This is a genomic window from Caulobacter sp. AP07 (assembly GCF_000281955.1).
GTDB lineage: Bacteria > Pseudomonadota > Alphaproteobacteria > Caulobacterales > Caulobacteraceae > Caulobacter.
In genome coordinates this window covers 13,872-29,697 of sequence record NZ_AKKF01000298.1, presented here as the reverse complement: position 1 = coordinate 29,697, position 15,826 = coordinate 13,872, and the positions used below count along the sequence as shown (strand labels likewise).

Annotated in this window: 16 protein-coding genes; 13 read left to right on the top strand and 3 right to left on the bottom strand. The window is 67.4% G+C overall.

Annotated elements, in window-relative coordinates; translation table 11 throughout:
- Positions 1-89 precede the first annotated feature (89 nt).
- The 5 genes from mce to PMI01_RS24765 all read left to right on the top strand — a co-directional run bounded on the left by mce (position 90) and on the right by PMI01_RS24765 (position 4,475).
- Positions 90-521, top strand: a complete 432-nt coding sequence (mce, locus tag PMI01_RS24785) for a methylmalonyl-CoA epimerase (protein ID WP_007676133.1) — start codon at positions 90-92, stop codon at positions 519-521.
- Positions 521-781: a DUF1467 family protein gene (locus tag PMI01_RS24780; RefSeq protein ID WP_007676130.1), complete on the top strand. Its 261-nt coding sequence runs from the start codon at positions 521-523 to the stop codon at positions 779-781. Before mce ends, PMI01_RS24780 begins: the two co-directional genes overlap by 1 nt.
- A gap of 388 nt (positions 782-1,169) precedes the next feature.
- A complete protein-coding gene (proS, locus tag PMI01_RS24775; protein ID WP_007676122.1) occupies positions 1,170-2,495 on the top strand; it encodes a proline--tRNA ligase in 1,326 nt (441 codons plus the stop codon).
- Positions 2,495-3,772 carry a lipoprotein-releasing ABC transporter permease subunit gene (locus PMI01_RS24770; RefSeq protein ID WP_007676120.1) on the top strand — a complete coding sequence of 426 codons (1,278 nt, stop codon included), beginning with the start codon at positions 2,495-2,497 and terminating at the stop codon, positions 3,770-3,772. The genes proS and PMI01_RS24770 overlap by 1 nt, the downstream gene beginning before the upstream one ends.
- Positions 3,765-4,475: an ABC transporter ATP-binding protein gene (locus tag PMI01_RS24765; RefSeq protein WP_007676117.1), complete on the top strand. Its 711-nt coding sequence runs from the start codon at positions 3,765-3,767 to the stop codon at positions 4,473-4,475. Before PMI01_RS24770 ends, PMI01_RS24765 begins: the two co-directional genes overlap by 8 nt.
- 3 nt (positions 4,476-4,478) lie before the next feature.
- Here the strand turns inward: PMI01_RS24765 and PMI01_RS24760 are convergent, their stop codons facing one another.
- Positions 4,479-5,435, bottom strand: a complete 957-nt coding sequence (locus tag PMI01_RS24760; RefSeq protein WP_007676114.1) for a nucleoside hydrolase — start codon at positions 5,433-5,435, stop codon at positions 4,479-4,481.
- Here PMI01_RS24760 and sidA point away from each other — a divergent pair.
- The 4 genes from sidA to PMI01_RS24740 all read left to right on the top strand — a co-directional run bounded on the left by sidA (position 5,338) and on the right by PMI01_RS24740 (position 10,084).
- Complete coding sequence (sidA, locus tag PMI01_RS28270; RefSeq protein ID WP_369744228.1) at positions 5,338-5,691, top strand: cell division inhibitor SidA; 354 nt, start codon at positions 5,338-5,340, stop codon at positions 5,689-5,691. The two genes, PMI01_RS24760 and sidA, sit on opposite strands and share 98 nt — an antisense overlap.
- A gap of 21 nt (positions 5,692-5,712) precedes the next feature.
- On the top strand, positions 5,713-9,144 hold the full coding sequence (dnaE, locus tag PMI01_RS24750) for a DNA polymerase III subunit alpha (RefSeq protein WP_007676108.1): 3,432 nt from the start codon (positions 5,713-5,715) through the stop codon (positions 9,142-9,144).
- 112 nt (positions 9,145-9,256) lie between these two features.
- On the top strand, positions 9,257-9,574 hold the full coding sequence (locus PMI01_RS24745) for a DUF5076 domain-containing protein (RefSeq protein ID WP_007676105.1): 318 nt from the start codon (positions 9,257-9,259) through the stop codon (positions 9,572-9,574).
- A 159-nt stretch (positions 9,575-9,733) separates the two neighbouring features.
- Positions 9,734-10,084, top strand: a complete 351-nt coding sequence (locus tag PMI01_RS24740; RefSeq protein ID WP_007676103.1) for a GFA family protein — start codon at positions 9,734-9,736, stop codon at positions 10,082-10,084.
- A gap of 233 nt (positions 10,085-10,317) precedes the next feature.
- Here PMI01_RS24740 and PMI01_RS24735 read toward each other — a convergent pair whose 3' ends face one another.
- Together PMI01_RS24735 and PMI01_RS24730 are read right to left on the bottom strand one after the other, a co-directional pair.
- Positions 10,318-10,968, bottom strand: a complete 651-nt coding sequence (locus PMI01_RS24735; RefSeq protein ID WP_007676101.1) for a haloacid dehalogenase-like hydrolase — start codon at positions 10,966-10,968, stop codon at positions 10,318-10,320.
- 127 nt (positions 10,969-11,095) lie between these two features.
- On the bottom strand, positions 11,096-12,010 hold the full coding sequence (locus PMI01_RS24730) for an HNH endonuclease (protein ID WP_007676099.1): 915 nt from the start codon (positions 12,008-12,010) through the stop codon (positions 11,096-11,098).
- Positions 12,011-12,263: 253 nt separating this feature from the next.
- Between PMI01_RS24730 and rpsB the strand changes: the two genes are divergently transcribed.
- The 4 genes from rpsB (at position 12,264) to frr (ending at position 15,824) form a co-directional block, all read left to right on the top strand.
- A complete protein-coding gene (gene rpsB, locus PMI01_RS24725) occupies positions 12,264-13,184 on the top strand; it encodes a 30S ribosomal protein S2 (RefSeq protein ID WP_007676097.1) in 921 nt (306 codons plus the stop codon).
- Between the two features lie 163 nt (positions 13,185-13,347).
- Positions 13,348-14,289: a translation elongation factor Ts gene (gene tsf / locus PMI01_RS24720; protein WP_007676095.1), complete on the top strand. Its 942-nt coding sequence runs from the start codon at positions 13,348-13,350 to the stop codon at positions 14,287-14,289.
- Between the two features lie 205 nt (positions 14,290-14,494).
- On the top strand, positions 14,495-15,232 hold the full coding sequence (gene pyrH / locus PMI01_RS24715) for a UMP kinase (protein ID WP_007676093.1): 738 nt from the start codon (positions 14,495-14,497) through the stop codon (positions 15,230-15,232).
- A 25-nt stretch (positions 15,233-15,257) separates the two neighbouring features.
- Positions 15,258-15,824: a ribosome recycling factor gene (frr, locus tag PMI01_RS24710; RefSeq protein ID WP_007676090.1), complete on the top strand. Its 567-nt coding sequence runs from the start codon at positions 15,258-15,260 to the stop codon at positions 15,822-15,824.
- Positions 15,825-15,826 lie beyond the last annotated feature (2 nt).

The window sequence follows — 15,826 nt, the reverse complement described above, 5'->3', positions numbered from 1 at the left end:
TCCATGAAGTCGTCTATACCCTCGGAAAACAAGACAGGGTCGCGCGGTCCTCATCAACCGCGCGTCCCAGCGCGCAGGACCCGGAACGCATGATCGGCAAGCTCAACCACGTCGGCGTCGCCACGCCCTCCATCGACGACTCGCTGAAGATGTACCGCGACCTGCTGGGCGCGACGTCGCACACCGAGAAGTGGGCCATGCCCGAGCAGGGCGTCTGGGTGTGCTTCGTCAACCTGCCCAACAGCCAGATCGAACTGATCGAGCCCTACGGCGAAAAATCGCCGATCCACGGCTTCCTGGCCAAGAACCCCAAGGGCGGCCAGCACCACGTCTGCTTCGAGGTGGAAAACATCTACGAGGCCCGCGACAGCCTGGTCGCCAAGGGCGCCACCGTCCTGGGCGAGCCGCGGATCGGCGCCCATGGTACGCTGATCATCTTCGTTCACCCCAAGGACATGGGCGGCATGCTGGTCGAGCTCATGGAAACCCCTGCCAAAAACGAAAATGGGGAGGCTCACTGATGGGTCCGGTCACCTGCATCGCCGTCTATCTGACCATCTGGTGGACCACGCTGTTCGCCGTGCTACCGCTGGGCAACCGCACCTTCCACGAGATGGGCATCACGCCGCCGCCCGGCGCGGATCCCGGCGCGCCGGTCAATCCGAACCTGAAGCGCAAATTCTTCACCACCACCTGGGTTTCGGCCCTGGTGATGGCGGGTCTGCTGCTGGTCATCCATTTCAAGCTGATCACCCTGCCGAGCCTGCCGGCTACCTATTGATCATATGAATGGCGCCCAAGCCTTGGGCGGCGCGCGTCGAATTTACCGTCATTCGCCCAATCCCTGGGCGAACTTCGCCAAGTGGTCAGGCCAGACGCAATCTGGCGCCCCGAACAGTCGTTCGCGGCCTAGGCTCAGACTCACGAGGTCGGCTTTTCGACCTTGCTCTGTGGCGTCTTCCCCGACGATGACTTGAAAGGCCGCGCGTGAACCGCGCGGCCTTCTTTTCGTTCCTGACGGCGCTCCCTTGTTGGCGCGTTTTCTTCACGCGAACCGGCCGCCGCCTCGCCCGAAAGCGCTTGGCGGCCATCTTTTCGCCGCGCGCGTTGCCAAGCTGACGCCCAAGCGGCTATCTCAACGCCTCGAATTCCCCGGAGACGTCCGTTCCATGCGCCTGTCGCGCTATTTCCTGCCCGTTCTCAAAGAAGCCCCTTCCGACGCCCAGATCGTCTCGCACCAGCTGATGCTGCGGGCCGGCATGATCCGCCAGGAGGCGGCGGGCATCTATGCCTGGCTGCCGCTGGGCCTGCGGGTGCTCAACAAGGTCGAGCAGATCGTCCGCGAGGAGATGGACCGGGCCGGGGCGATCGAGCTCCTGATGCCGACCCTGCAACTGGCCGACCTGTGGCGCGAGTCGGGCCGCTACGACGCCTACGGCCCCGAGATGCTGCGCATCGTCGACCGCCACGAGCGCGAGCTGCTGTACGGCCCCACCAACGAGGAAATGATCACCGAGATCTTCCGCGGCTCGGTCAAGAGCTACAAGGACCTGCCCAAGAACCTCTATCACGTGCAGTGGAAGTTCCGCGACGAGCGCCGCCCGCGCTTCGGCGTGATGCGCGGCCGCGAGTTCCTGATGAAGGACGCCTACAGCTTCGACCTCGACGCCGAGGGCGCGCGCAAGTCGTACAACCGCATGTTCGTGGCCTACCTGAACCTGTTCGCCCGCATGGGTCTGAAGGCGGTGCCGATGCGCGCCGACACCGGCCCGATCGGCGGCGACCTGAGCCACGAGTTCATCGTCCTGGCCGACACCGGCGAGAGCGAGGTGTTCTGCCACAAGGATCTGGTCGAGATGGGCGCCCCCGGCCCCGACGTCGACTGGTACGGCGACCTGCAGCCGCTGGTCGACCAGCGCACGGCGCTCTACGCGGCCACCGAGGAAATGCACGACGCCGAGGCCTTCGCCAAGCTGCCCGAGGGCGACCGCCTGTCGGCGCGCGGCATCGAGGTCGGTCACATCTTCTCGTTCGGGACCAAGTATTCCGAGCCGATGAAGGCCCTGGTGGCTGGTCCGGACGGCAAGGACACCCCGGTGCAGATGGGCAGCTACGGCGTCGGCGTCTCGCGCCTGCTGGGCGCGATCATCGAGGCCAGCCACGACGAGGCCGGGATCATCTGGCCGGAGTCGGTGGCGCCGTTCGACGTCGGGATCATCTCCTTGCGGGTCGGCGACGCCGCCTGCGACGAAGCCTGCGAGGGCGCCTACAAGGCCCTGACGGCGGCCGGCAAGGCGGTGCTCTATGACGACACCGACGCCCGCGGCGGCGGCAAGTTCGCCTCGATGGACCTGATCGGGGTGCCCTGGCAGATGATCGTCGGGCCCAAGGGGATCGCCGAGGGCGTGGTCGAGATCAAGAACCGCAAGACCGGTGAGCGTCACACCGCGCCGCTGGCCGAGGTGATCGCCCAGCTTTCGGGCAAGGCCGCCTGATGGCCCTCGGCGCGGCCGGTCCGTTCGGAACCTGGGAGCGCACCGTCGCCTGGCGGTACTTGCGCAACAAGCGCAAGAACGGCGGCGTGGCGCTGATCGCCATCATCTCGTTCGCGGCGGTGATGCTGGCGGTCTTCGCCCTGATCACCGTGATGAGCGTGATGAACGGCTTCCGGGCCGAGTTGCTCGGCCGGCTGCTGGGTTTCAACGGCCACGTCTACGCCCAGGGGCCGTTGCTCAACGGTCCCGACCGCGCCGGCGTCATCACCCGCATCAAGGCCGTGCCCGGGGTGACCCAGGCCGCGCCGATGGTCGAGGCCCAGGCCATGGTCATCGGCCCCAGCCAGGTGTCGGGCGCGATCGTGCGCGGCGTCACCCCGGCCGACCTGCGCGGCATGAAGATGATCGCCAGCAACATCAAGCGCGGCTCGCTGGCCGGGTTCGGCGAGGGCGAATACGGCGGCGACATCGTGCTGATCGGCGACCGCATGGCCCGCAACCTGGGCCTGTCGGTCGGCGACGCCATCACCCTGATCTCGCCCTCGGGCCCGGCCACCGCCTTCGGGACCTCGACGCGCGAGAAGGACTACACGGTCGGCGGGATCTTCAGCGTCGGCATGAGCCAGTTCGACGAGAGCTTCGTCTACATGGCGCTGCCCCAGGCCCAGCTGTTCTTCGGCCGCGACACCTCGATCGACTATGTGGAGATCAAGGTCGCCGACCCGGACAAGGCCCGGGACATCAAGGCCTCGATCGAGCAGGCCAGCGGCCCGGGCGCCTTCGTCCAGGACTGGATGGACAAGAACTCCAGCTACTTCAACGCCCTGCAGGTGGAACGCAAGGTGATGCGGCTGATCCTGTTCTTCATCGTCGCCATCGCCACCCTTAACATCATCTCGGCCCTGGTCATGCTGGTGAAGAACAAGGGCCGCGACATCGCCATCCTGCGGACCATGGGGGCGGGGCAGGCCTCGATCCTGCGGATCTTCATCATGGCCGGCGCCTCGATCGGCCTGGCCGGCACCCTGGCCGGCCTGCTGCTGGGGGTGCTGTTCTGCGCCAACATCACCGCCATCCAGGCCTTCGTGGAATGGGTGACGGGCACGGCGGTGTTCAGCGCCGACATCTATTTCCTGGCCCACATCCCGGCCAAGATCGACTGGGCGGAGGTCGCCAGCATCGTCGGCATCTCCACCGCGATGAGCATCCTGGCCACCCTGCCGCCCGCCATCCGGGCCTCGCATCTCGATCCGGTTGAGGCCCTTCGCTATGAGTAGCCCCGCCGGCCATCCGGTCCCCAGCCCCGTCCTGGCCCTGCGCGGGGTCGAGCGCACCTATGTCACCGAGGCCGGGGCGCTCAACGTGCTGCGCGGCGTCGACCTGGACGTCTATCCGGGCGAGGTGGTCGGGCTGATCGGCCCGTCCGGTTCGGGCAAGTCGTCGCTGCTGCACGCGGCCGGCCTGCTGGAAAAGCCCAACGCCGGGCTGATCGCCCTGGACGGCCGCGACTGCTCCAAGCTGTCGGAGCGCCAGCGCACCAAGGTGCGGCTGTCGACCGTGGGCTTCATCTATCAGTTCCACCACCTGCTGCCCGAGTTCAGCGCGGTCGAGAACGTCGCCATGCCGGCGATGATCGCCGGCAAGAGCAAGGCCGAGGCGCGCGCCGCCGCGACCGAAATGCTGAACCAGCTGGGCCTGGCCGAGCGGCTCAACCACCAGCCGGGCCAGATGTCGGGCGGCGAGCAGCAGCGGGTGGCCATCGCCCGCGCCCTGGCCAACAAGCCCAAGCTGCTGCTGGCCGACGAGCCGACCGGCAACCTCGACCCGGCCAATTCGGCGGGGGTGTTCCAGGCGCTCTACGAGCAGGCCCGCCAGCGCGGCGTGGCAGCCCTGATCGCCACCCACAACATGGACCTAGCCCGCTACATGGACCGGGTCTTCGCCCTGAAGGACGGTCACCTGGTGGCGCAGACGTTCTAGCGCCTAGAGCAGGGCTTCACGCAGCGCGTCGTAGAAGCCCTGCTGGTCGATCCGCTTGATGACCCGGGCGTTGGGCGGACGGCGGCGCAGGGCCGGGTCGGCGACCTCGATGTCGGGCAGGATGTGATTGGAGACGCTGAGGTAGCCCCGCGTCAGCTCGCCCATCGTCTCGACGTCGACCACGGCCATTTCCGACTCCAGGATCAGGCGCTCGTCCAGGGCGACGGCGCAGGTCAGGGCGTCGGGATGCAGGCTGCCGTCCAGATGCTCGGTCTCCTGGGCGAAGGCCAGGGACGCGCGGTTGACCTGGGTGAAGAACGCCGCGCGTGGCGTGCCCAGGGCGTCCAGCGCCGCCAGCTGGTCCAGGGTCAACAGGCCGTCGCGCAGCGTTTGCGTCCAGGTGACGATGCTCATCGCGAAACCGGCGTTGACGACGATCTTGGCCGCTTCGGGATCGACATAGAGGTTGTACTCGGCCGCCGGCGTGACATTGCCCACGCCGTTGTCCGTGCCGCCCATGATCCACAGGTGCTTGACCGCCTGGGCGATGCGCGGCTCGCGCAGATAGGCGAGGGCGATGTTGGTCAGCGGGGCCTGGGCGATCAGGGTGATCTCGCCCGGCGCCGCCATCACCCGCCGCACGATCTCGTCGGCGGCGTGGCCGGGGGAGGGGCGCTGGACGGCGCGCGGAATGTCGCTGTCGCTCATGCCGTCGGCCCCGAACACATAGGCCGCGTCGAGGGGCGCGCGGGTGAACGGCCGCTGGGCGCCCAGATAGACCGGGACGCCGGACCGTTCGCACATCTCCAGCGTGACCAGCGCGTTCTCGGCGTGCTGCTCGAACCCGACATTGCCGTGGGCGATGGTGATGGCGTCCACGGTGACGCCCGGACGGCGCAGGGCGAGCATCAGGGAGAACACGTCGTCCCCGGCGGTGTCGGTGTCGATGATCAGGCGCATGGGGCGATCTGAGCCGATCCGCGTCTCAAATCCACCGGAAATGCGGGCCGCGAGCGATCATCGCCGAGGCCGCGACAAAAAAGCTCGCAATCGAACAAGGGTCTCTTGCGGAAGAGAACAAAAGTGGAATATAGAACAAACAAGCAACGACCGCAGGAGGGTTCCCATGGTCCGTATCGCGCGTGAGTCTTTGGCGCTTGTATCTGTCGCCAGCTTCGTCTGGATGATGTGCCAGGTCGCCCAGATGGTGGCCTGAGTCGTAGAACGAGGTGCGGTGATGTCGGGCAACGAAGGTCAGGGATTTGTCCACCTTCGCGTGCGCTCGGCCTATTCGCTGCTGGAAGGCGCGATCAAGGCCGACAAGATCCCGGGCCTGGCCGCGGCGGCCGGCATGCCGGCGGCAGGACTGGTCGACCGCAACAACCTGTTCGGCGCGCTGGAATATTCCGTCTACTCGAAGGACTACGGGGTCCAGCCGATCATCGGCTGCGCCCTGGCGGTCTCGGGCATCGGCGCCGGTCCGACCGAGCGCTGGGCGCGGACGCCGACCATCACCCTGCTGGTCCAGAACGAGCGGGGCTATCTCAACCTCTCCGAACTGTCGTCGATCGCCTATCTGGAAAGCGGCGAGATGTCCGAGCCCGTGGTCCCGTGGGCCAAGGTGGTCGAGCACGCCGAGGGGCTGATCCTGCTGTCGGGCGGAACCGACGGTCCGGTCGACGCCCTGTTCGCCTCCGGCAAGACCGGCGAGGGCGAGGCCGCCCTGGCCGAGATGCAGCGGGTGTTCGGCGACCGGTTCTATGTCGAGTTGCAGCGCCACGGCCTGCCGCGCCAGGCCGCCGCCGAGCCGGGGCTGGTGCACTGGGCCTACGAGCACGACGCGCCGCTGGTCGCCACAAACGACGTCTATTACGCCAAGCCCGCGCTGTACGACGCGCACGACGCGCTGCTCTGCATCTCCGACGGCGCCTTCGTCGGCCAGGACGAGCGCCGGCGGGTGACGCCCGAGCACTGGTTCAAGTCGGCCGACGACATGCGCAAGCTGTTCGCCGACCTGCCGGAAGCCTGCGACAACACCCTGGATATCGCCCGCCGCTGCGCCTTCATGGTCCAGAAGCGCGACCCGATCCTGCCCAGCTTCCCCACCGGCGACGGCCGCAGCGAGCCCGAGGAACTGAGCCACCAGGCCCGCGAAGGCCTGAAGAAGCGCCTCGAGGGCCTGACCTTGGCCGTCGAGGAACAGGTCTATTGGGACCGGCTCGAGTTCGAGCTCAACGTCATCATCAAGATGGGCTTCCCCGGCTACTTCCTGATCGTGTCGGACTTCATCAAGTGGGCCAAGGAGCACGGCATTCCCGTGGGCCCGGGCCGGGGCTCGGGCGCCGGGTCGCTGGTCGCCTGGGTGCTGACCATCACCGACCTCGACCCGCTGCGCTTTGGCCTGCTGTTCGAGCGCTTCCTCAATCCCGAGCGGGTCTCCATGCCCGACTTCGACATCGACTTCTGCCAGGAGCGGCGGGAAGAGGTGATCGTCTACGTGCAGGAAAAATACGGCCGCGACCGCGTGGCCCAGATCATCACCTTCGGCAGCTTGCAGGCTCGCGCCGTGCTGCGCGACGTCGGGCGGGTGATGCAGCTGCCGCTGGGCCTGGTCGACCGGCTCTGCAAGATGGTGCCCAACAACCCGGCCGCGCCGGTGACCCTGGCCCAGGCCATCGAGATCGAGCCGCGCCTCAAGCAGGCGCGCGACGAGGACGGCAACGTCAAGGCCTGCCTGGACGTCGCCCTGCAGCTGGAAGGCCTGTTCCGCAACGCCTCGACCCACGCCGCCGGCGTGGTGATCGGCGACCGGCCCCTGACCCAGCTGACCCCGCTCTACAAGGATCCGCGCTCGGACCTACCGGCCACCCAGTTCAATATGAAGTGGGTCGAGAGCGCCGGCCTGGTGAAGTTCGACTTCCTGGGCCTCAAGACCCTGACGGTCCTGGACCGGGCTGTGAAGCACCTGCGCAAGCGCGGCGAGGAGGTGGACCTTTCGCGGCTGCCGTTCGACGACGCCAAGACCTACGAACTGCTGGCCTCGGGCCAGACGGTGGGCGTGTTCCAGCTGGAAAGCCAGGGCATGCGCGACACCCTGCGCAAGATGCGCTGCGGCTCGATCGAGGAGATCACCGCGCTGATCTCGCTGTATCGACCGGGCCCGATGGACAACATCGACACCTTCGTCGACTGCAAGTTCGGCCGCAAACCCGTCGACAACCTGCACCCGTCGCTGGAGCCGGTGCTCAAGGAGACCTACGGCGTCATCGTCTACCAGGAACAGGTGATGCAGATCGCCCAGATCCTGGCGGGCTACAGCCTGGGCGAAGCCGACCTTCTACGCCGGGCCATGGGCAAGAAGAAGAAGGAGGAAATGGATCTCCAGAAGATCCGTTTCGTCGCCGGGGCCAAGGACAAGAGCGTCCCGGAAGAGCAGTCGGGTTCGATCTTCGAACTGGTGGCCAAGTTCGCCGGCTACGGCTTCAACAAGTCGCACGCCGCCGCCTACGCCCTGATCGCCTACCAGACCGCCTGGCTGAAGGCCAATACGCCGGTCGAGTTCCTGGCCGCCTCGATGAGCCTGGACCTGTCGAACACCGACAAGCTGGCGGTCTTCCACCAGGACGCCCGGCGGTTCTCGATCACTGTGCGCGCGCCCGACGTCAACCGCTCGGGCGCCGACTTCGAGGTCGAGAACGGCGAGGTGCTCTATGCGCTGGGCGCGGTGCGCAACGTCGGCCTGCAAGCCATGGAGCACCTAGTCGCCATCCGCGAGGAGGGCGGGCCGTTCCGCGACATCTTCGACTTCGTCGAACGGGTCGATCCCAAGCTGGTCAACAAGCGGGCGATCGAGAACCTGGCCCGGGCCGGGGCCTTCGACTCCTTCCACAAGAACCGCGCCCAGATCTTCGCCTCGGCAGACGTGCTGATCGCCCATGGCCAGAGCATCGCCGCCGACCGCCAGGGCGGGCAGCACGCCCTGTTCGGCGGCGACCCGGCCGCCGGCCGGCCGCGCCTGAAGAAGACCGAGCCGTGGAGCCAGGTCGACCTGCTCGACGAGGAACTGGCCGCGGTCGGCTTCTACCTGACCGGCCACCCGCTGGACGACCTGGTCGGAGTGCTGCGCCGCCGGCGCACCGCCATGCTGACCGAGGTCATCCCGCGCGCCGAGGCCGGCATGGAGGCCTTCCGGATGTGCGGCGTGGTGCGTCGCCGCCAGGAACGGGCCTCGCAGAGCGGCGAGCGCTTCGCCTTCGTGTCGCTGTCCGATCCCAGCGGCGAGTACGAGGTGCTGTTCCCGCCGGAGGCGCTGCGCAAGTGCCGCGAGGTGCTGGAGCCGGGCAAGGCGGTGTCGATCAAGGTCCGGGCCAAGGCCCGCGACGGCGAGGTGCGGTTCTTCGGCGACGACGCCGAGCCGATCGAGAAGGCCATCGAGAACATGGTGGCCGGCCTGCGCATGCACCTGTCGCCCTCGGCCACCGAGATCGACGCCCTGCGCAAGCGCCTGGAGCCCGCCGCCTCGCCGCGCGGCGGCGAGATTAGCCTGATCGCCGCCCTGGGCGGCGGCCGCGAGATCGAGATGAAGCTGCCCGGCCGCTACACCCTCGACGCCGCCCTGCGCGGCGCCCTGAAGACCGCGCCGGGGGTGGCGTTGCTGGAGGACGTGTGATGCGACCGGGCGCGGCGACTGGATTGCCGATCTTGGGCCGTTCCAGGATCGGGATGCCGTCGGCGTCGATCGCTTGCGCCCGTCCTGGTCTCAACCTTTTGGATTGGGGGGCATGATGGACGCGCTTGGAATTCCGCCGGCGGCGCTCCGCGATACCGACGCGCTGGAGCTTGCCCGCGTCTGGATCGCCGAGCGGGGGCTGCACTGCTCCTTGAGGGTGGGGCTCTATGCGGGCGACGGCGTGTCCAGGGAGACTGCGGCCTGGGGCGTCATTCTGGCGGACCTCGCGGGGCACGTCGCGGACGCGCTGAGCGCCGAGGGCATGGGATCCCGGGCGGACCTGCTGGACGCGCTGGTCGAGAGTTTCAATGACGAGGTGGCCGCGCCGTCATCCGAACGGACAGGCGGACTGGGCGCCGGGGCGGGCTGACGCCCCACGCAAGTGGACGGCGTCAGGTGTTCGCTGGAGTCCGCCGGACTTGCCGGCGCTTCGATCGCGTCGGGCGACAGGTTGGCGTGCGAGACTGTGTTGGTGGTCGGGCGTAGAGGCGCGCCGGCCCTGGTGGATACTGGGAAAGGAAGCAACGTCATGGCCACGCATCAGGGCGGCTGCCAGTGCGGACAGGTGCGCTACACGGTCGAGGTCGAGCTCGACAACCTGATCACCTGCAACTGTTCGCGCTGCGGCAAGCTGGGCTCGATCCTGGCCTTCGCCCCGGCCAGCGCCTTCACGCTGCAACAGGGTGGCGAGGCCCTGACCGAATATCGCTTCAACACCCACAAGATCTCGCACCTGTTCTGCCAGACCTGCGGCATCGAGTCGTTCGGCCGGGGCGTCGGGCCGGGCGGCGCCGAGATGGCGGCGATCAACGTCCGCTGCCTGGACGACGTGGATGTGTTTGCTCTCAAGCCTCACCAATTCGACGGCAAGTCGCGCTAGGAACTGCGGACAGTTATCTGCCCCAAGCCTACGAGCGCTGCTTCAACTCAAAAATTCCGTCATCATCCGCTTTATGCGGGGGACCCAAGCGGCGCTGGACATGGCGTCAGATTCCGCCTGGGTCCCCCGAACAAGTCGGGGGATGACGAATAAGGGGGGGCGCGGGCGCCAGAACGCATCCGCAGACGTGAAATCGCTCTACCGGACCAACTGTCCACAGCCTCTCTAGGGCCTTACCAGGCCGAGGCCCGGCTGTGCGGAAGCCCGGCGCGGCTGAGGCGCTGCTGGGCGGCCTGGCCGCCCTTGACGATCACCGGATGGTCGGCGCCCTGCAGCAGGGGCAGGTCGTCGAGGCTGTCGGTATAGGCGTAGGCCCAGCGCGTGCCGTGGCCGGCCTCGGCCAGGGCCTGGCACTTTCGCCGGTTGCGGCAGTGGATGTCGGCGACCCAGCCCCCGGCCCTGGGCTTCAGGGAGGTGCCCAGCACGACGATGGGGCGGCCGAGCGGCGTGACCAGGGCCTGGGCGAGCAGGGCGGGGGCCGCCGTGACGATCACGACGCGCGCGCCGCCGTCGAGATGCGCGTCGAGCGCCGCCAGGCCTTGCGCCCGCCAGCCGAGGGCCAGGGTCCCCGCGTGAAACCGGGCGGCGAAATCGGCGAAGGACCGGTGGAGCGCGGGCTCGTCCAGGCCAAACGTGGCGATCCACAGCAGGGCCGAGGCGCCGGCCCGCCGGGAGCAGGGGATCAGCACCATCGGCACGGCGACGGGGGCGGCCAGCAGGGCGACGGCCAGGCGCGGAACCGAGCGCCGGAACCGGTCCCATAGCCAAAGCGCGGTGGAATCGCCGTCCAGCAGCGTTCCGTCGAGATCGAAGACCGCGAGCATGGTCTGGCCCGTCAACCGCGACCCGCGAGAGGCCGGGCCGTCGCCATCAAGCCGTCGTTTGATGTCAGAATGACGTGCGGATTGCGGCGAGCTGTGGATGGAATCCAGCCCGAACCGCTTTTGTTGTTCAAGCTTCGACGAAGGCCTGGCGGTGGCGCGCGACATAGGTCGGATGCGGTCGCAGGCGTGGATCCACCGGCAGGTGGATGCGATCCATCTGGTTGGCGAACAGGCCCCGCAGCTCACTCGGAACCTTGTTGTGCGACACCAGCAGCCGGTAGTCGTCGGTCAGCGAGATCAGGTGGCGATCGAACAGCCAGTGGATCGTGCCCGACAAGGCGATCCCGTTCTGCACGACGTCGGGACCACCGCCGGCCACTGGCCAGATGTGCGCGGCCTGGACCTCGGAGCGGCCGCCGCCATTGATAATCCGCAGGCCCGTGATCGCGCAGCGATCGTCGTAGGCCTCGCAGACCTGTCGCCGGAAGTTCGCGTCGCGAATTTTGCGGTTGATCAGCATCGCCTCGACGCGTCGCGCCTGCTCAACGGGCGGGGCGTCGAACACGAAAGGTTCGCCGGTATCGTGGAAACCTTCGAGCGGACCCAGCCGCCGAGCGTTGGCGGGCTCCAGGGTCTGGCTCAGGCCCGCTAGGACGATGGCGGCGAAGTCTGCATCGTCCAGCGGACGCATCGCCCGACCTTGCACGCCCGCGCCAACCCGGCTGGCGTCCTCGATGGCGCGGAGCGGTGTCTCCCAATAGCCGTCGGGTCCGAGGAAGGGCACGGGCGCATCGAAGGGAAGGTAGTCACCGAGCTTGGCGTAAGCATGATCCGGCCGCAGCGGATCGGGCCTGACGTCGAGAACCTTCGCCACGGCGACATAAGCCCGTCGGCCTCCGTTGCGCTGGGGTTCGCGCAGGACGACCCAATCGCCTTGCGCCGCGAGCGCGGCCGTCATGTAGTTGCTGCGCGTGGGAAAGTGGTACTTGTCGAAGGCGTCGTCGTAGCCTGAGTTGGGCTTGGTATCGAAGACAGCCTTCACAGATCACCCCGGATGCGTCGCCCGCGAACATAGCCGTCGAAGCAATGGAGCTTCGCTCGTCGGGCGGGTCAAGGGCGCGAACGTGCGCCTAAGGGCTTGCTTTTTGGTCCGTTCGCGCCTATCTGCGCGGCCATTCCACACGTGGACGTGCGGCGACGCCGGGGAGACATCCCGACGTTACCGTTCCGGTCCCGGTCCGAATCGTCGGAGCGGGGGTGTCCACGGAGGTTCAACCGGAAGAAGGAGACCTATCATGGCGCTTCCCGAATTCTCCATGCGTCAGCTCTTGGAAGCTGGCGCCCACTTCGGCCACCAGACGCACCGCTGGAACCCGAAGATGGACCGCTACATCTTTGGTTCGCGTTCGAACATCCACATCATCGACCTGTCGCAGTCGATCCCGCTCCTGCACCAGGCCCTGGTGAAGGTGCGTGAAGTGGCCGCCGCCGGTGGCCGCGTGCTGTTCGTCGGCACCAAGCGTCAGGCCAGCGACCCGGTCGCCACGGCCGCCAAGCGCTGCGCCCAGTATTATGTCAACCACCGCTGGCTCGGCGGCACCCTGACCAACTGGCGCACCGTTTCGGGCTCGATCGCGCGTCTGCGCGAACTCGAAGGCGTCCTGGGCGGCGAAGGCGCCGGCCGTTCCAAGAAGGAACTGCTGCAGCTGACCCGCGAACGCGACAAGCTGGAACTGTCGCTGGGCGGCATCAAGGACATGGGCGGCATCCCCGACATCATGTTCGTGATCGACACCAACAAGGAAGCGATCGCGATCCTCGAGGCCCGCAAGCTGAACATCCCGGTCGTCGCCATCCTCGACACCAACTGCGATCCGGACGGCATCACCTATCCGATCCCGGGTAACGACGACGCCGCCCGCGCCCTGCAGCTGTACTGCGACCTGATCGCCGACGCCGTGCTCGACGGCCTGGCCGCCGGCCAAGCCTCGTCGGGCGTCGACCTGGGCGCTTCGGTCGCTCCGATCGAACCGACCCTGGCTCGCGAACTGACCCCGGAGCCGGTGGCTGAAGCCGCCGCCCCGGTCGCCGCCGCCGAAGTCGCCGCGCAGGAAGCGGCGTTCGAAGCCGCCGCAGCTCCTGAAGCGGCCCCGGCCGTCGAAGCTGCTCCGGAAGCGACTGCCGAAGCCGTCGCCGACGAGCCGGCCGCGAGCTGATATTCCAGCCGCCGCTTTCCGGCTCAGGTCGGGAAGCGGCTGTTGTGACCCTGACATGCGACCGGGCTATCAAGCCCGGTCGTAGTTTTGTTTCACGCGTTTCCCCAGGCGAGCCGGTTTCGGTCGCGGTTGGAAACGCTCCGAATATTCAATGGAGGAACTCATGGCTGAAGTGACTGCTGCGCTGGTGAAAGAACTGCGCGAAAAGTCCGGCGTCGGCATGATGGACTGCAAGAAGGCCCTCGTCGAAAACAACGGCGACATCGAAGCGTCCATCGACTGGCTGCGCTCGAAGGGTCTGTCCAAGGCCGCCAAGAAGGCCGACCGCGTCGCGGCCGAAGGCCTGGTGGGCATCGCCGTGCGCAACGACGGCGCCGGCATGACCGCCGCCGCCGTTGAAGTGAACGCCGAGACCGACTTCCTGTCGCGCAACGAGCTGTTCCAGAACGCCGTCCGCAAGATCGCGGCCGTCGGCCTGGACAACGAAGGCGTCGACGCCATCGCCGCGGCCAAGACCGCCGACGGCGACGTCGTGTCGGACGTGCTGACCAACCTGATCGCCACCATCGGCGAGAACATGGTCGCCCGTCGCTCGGCCCGCTTCAGCGTGGCCAAGGGCGCGGTGTCGTCCTACATCCACAACGCCACCGCTCCGGACCTGGGCCGCATCGGCGTGCTCGTGGCCATCGAAGGCGAAGGCGACCAGGCCAAGATCCTGGAGCTGGGCCGCAAGATCGCCATGCACGTGGCCGCGACCGCGCCGCTGTCGCTGTCGCCGGACGACCTGGACCAGGCCGCGATCGAGAAGGAACGCCAGATCTTCACCGAGCAGGCCCTGGAGTCGGGCAAGCCCGCCGCCGTGGTCGAGAAGATGGTCGAAGGCCGGATCCGCAAGTTCCTGGAAGAAGTCGTGCTGCTGAAGCAGGCCTTCGTCATGAACCCGGACCAGACCGTCGAGCAGCTGGTCGCCGAGACCGGCAAGGAACTGGGCTCGCCGCTCACCGTGAAGGGCTTCGTTCGCCTGGCCCTGGGTGAAGGCGTCGAGAAGGCTCCGGCCGGCGATTTCGCCGCCGAAGTCGCCGCCATGACCGGCGGTCAAGCCTAAGCCCTGTTCGCCGCCCTGGCCTAGAACCGGGCGGCGAAGCAGATCGCCTATGAGGGCGCGGCGCGTTTCGACGCGCGCCGCGCCCTTTTTGCGCGCGGGTCGCGTCGCTGCACGCGATCTCACCGGTTTCCGACCGGAAAACCGATCCCACTTTTCCGGAACGCGCACTATGTTGCGTCCCGACGACTCAAGAAGAGCCTGCCGCATGTCCGAACCCACGCACAAACCGTACCGCCGCGTGCTCCTGAAGGTGTCGGGCGAAGTGCTGATGGGCGACACGCCTTACGGCATAGACACCAAGACCGTGGAGTCGGTGGCCGAGGACATCCGCGAAATCGTCCAGTCCGGCGTCGAGCTGTGCCTGGTGATCGGCGGCGGCAACATCTTCCGCGGCATGGCCGGCGCCGCCAAGGGCATGGAACGCTCCAGCGCCGACTACATGGGCATGCTGGCCACGGTGATGAACGCCTTGGCCATGCAGGACGCCCTGGAGCGCATCGGCGTCTCCACCCGCGTGCAGTCGGCCATCCCGATGGCCACGGTCTGCGAGCCCTACATCCGCCGTCGCGCCCAGCGGCACCTGGAGAAGGGCAGGGTGGTGATCTTCGCCGCCGGCACCGGCAACCCGTTCTTCACCACCGACACCGCCGCGGCCCTGCGCGCCGCCGAGATGCAGTGCGACGCGCTGTTCAAGGGCACCAGCGTCGATGGCGTCTACACCGCCGATCCCAAGAAGGATCCGGCCGCCAAGCGCTACGACAAGCTCAGCTACATGGACGTGCTGGCCCAGGACCTGCGGGTCATGGACGCCTCGGCCGTGGCCCTGATGCGCGACAACAACATTCCGATCGTGGTCTTCTCGATCAAGGGACGTGGCAACCTGCTCAACGTCCTGCGAGGCGGCGGTGTCCACACCGTCGTGTCCACCGACCGCGCCGCTTAAATTCCCAGCGAAGAGAGCCCAAGCCATGGCCACCGCCGAAAAGCCCGTTCTGCCCCGCTACAAGGACCGCATGGACAAGGCCGTCCTGTCCCTGAAGGAAGACTTCGCCGGCCTGCGCACCGGCCGCGCCTCGTCGGGCCTGCTCGACCAGATCGTGGTCAACGCCTACGGCTCGATGGTGCAGCTCAACACCGTGGCTTCGATCAGCGTGCCCGAGCCGCGCCAGATCAACGTCAACATCTGGGACAAGGGCGTCGTCTCGGCCGTCGAGAAGGCGATCCGCAACTCGGACCTTGGCCTGAACCCGGTCGTGGAAGGCAACAACCTGCGCATCCCGATCCCGCCGCTGACCGAAGAGCGCCGCAAGGATCTGGTGAAGATCGCCGGCAAGTACGCCGAGGCCCAGAAGGTCGCCGTGCGCAACATCCGCCGCGACGCCAACGACGACCTGAAGAAGGCGGAGAAGGCCAGCGTCATCAGCGAGGACGAGCTGAAGAAGATGGAAACCGAGGTCCAGAAGATGACCGACGCGGCCATCAAGCAGGTCGACGAGGCCTTGAAAACCAAAGAACAAGAGATCATGCAGGTTTAAGC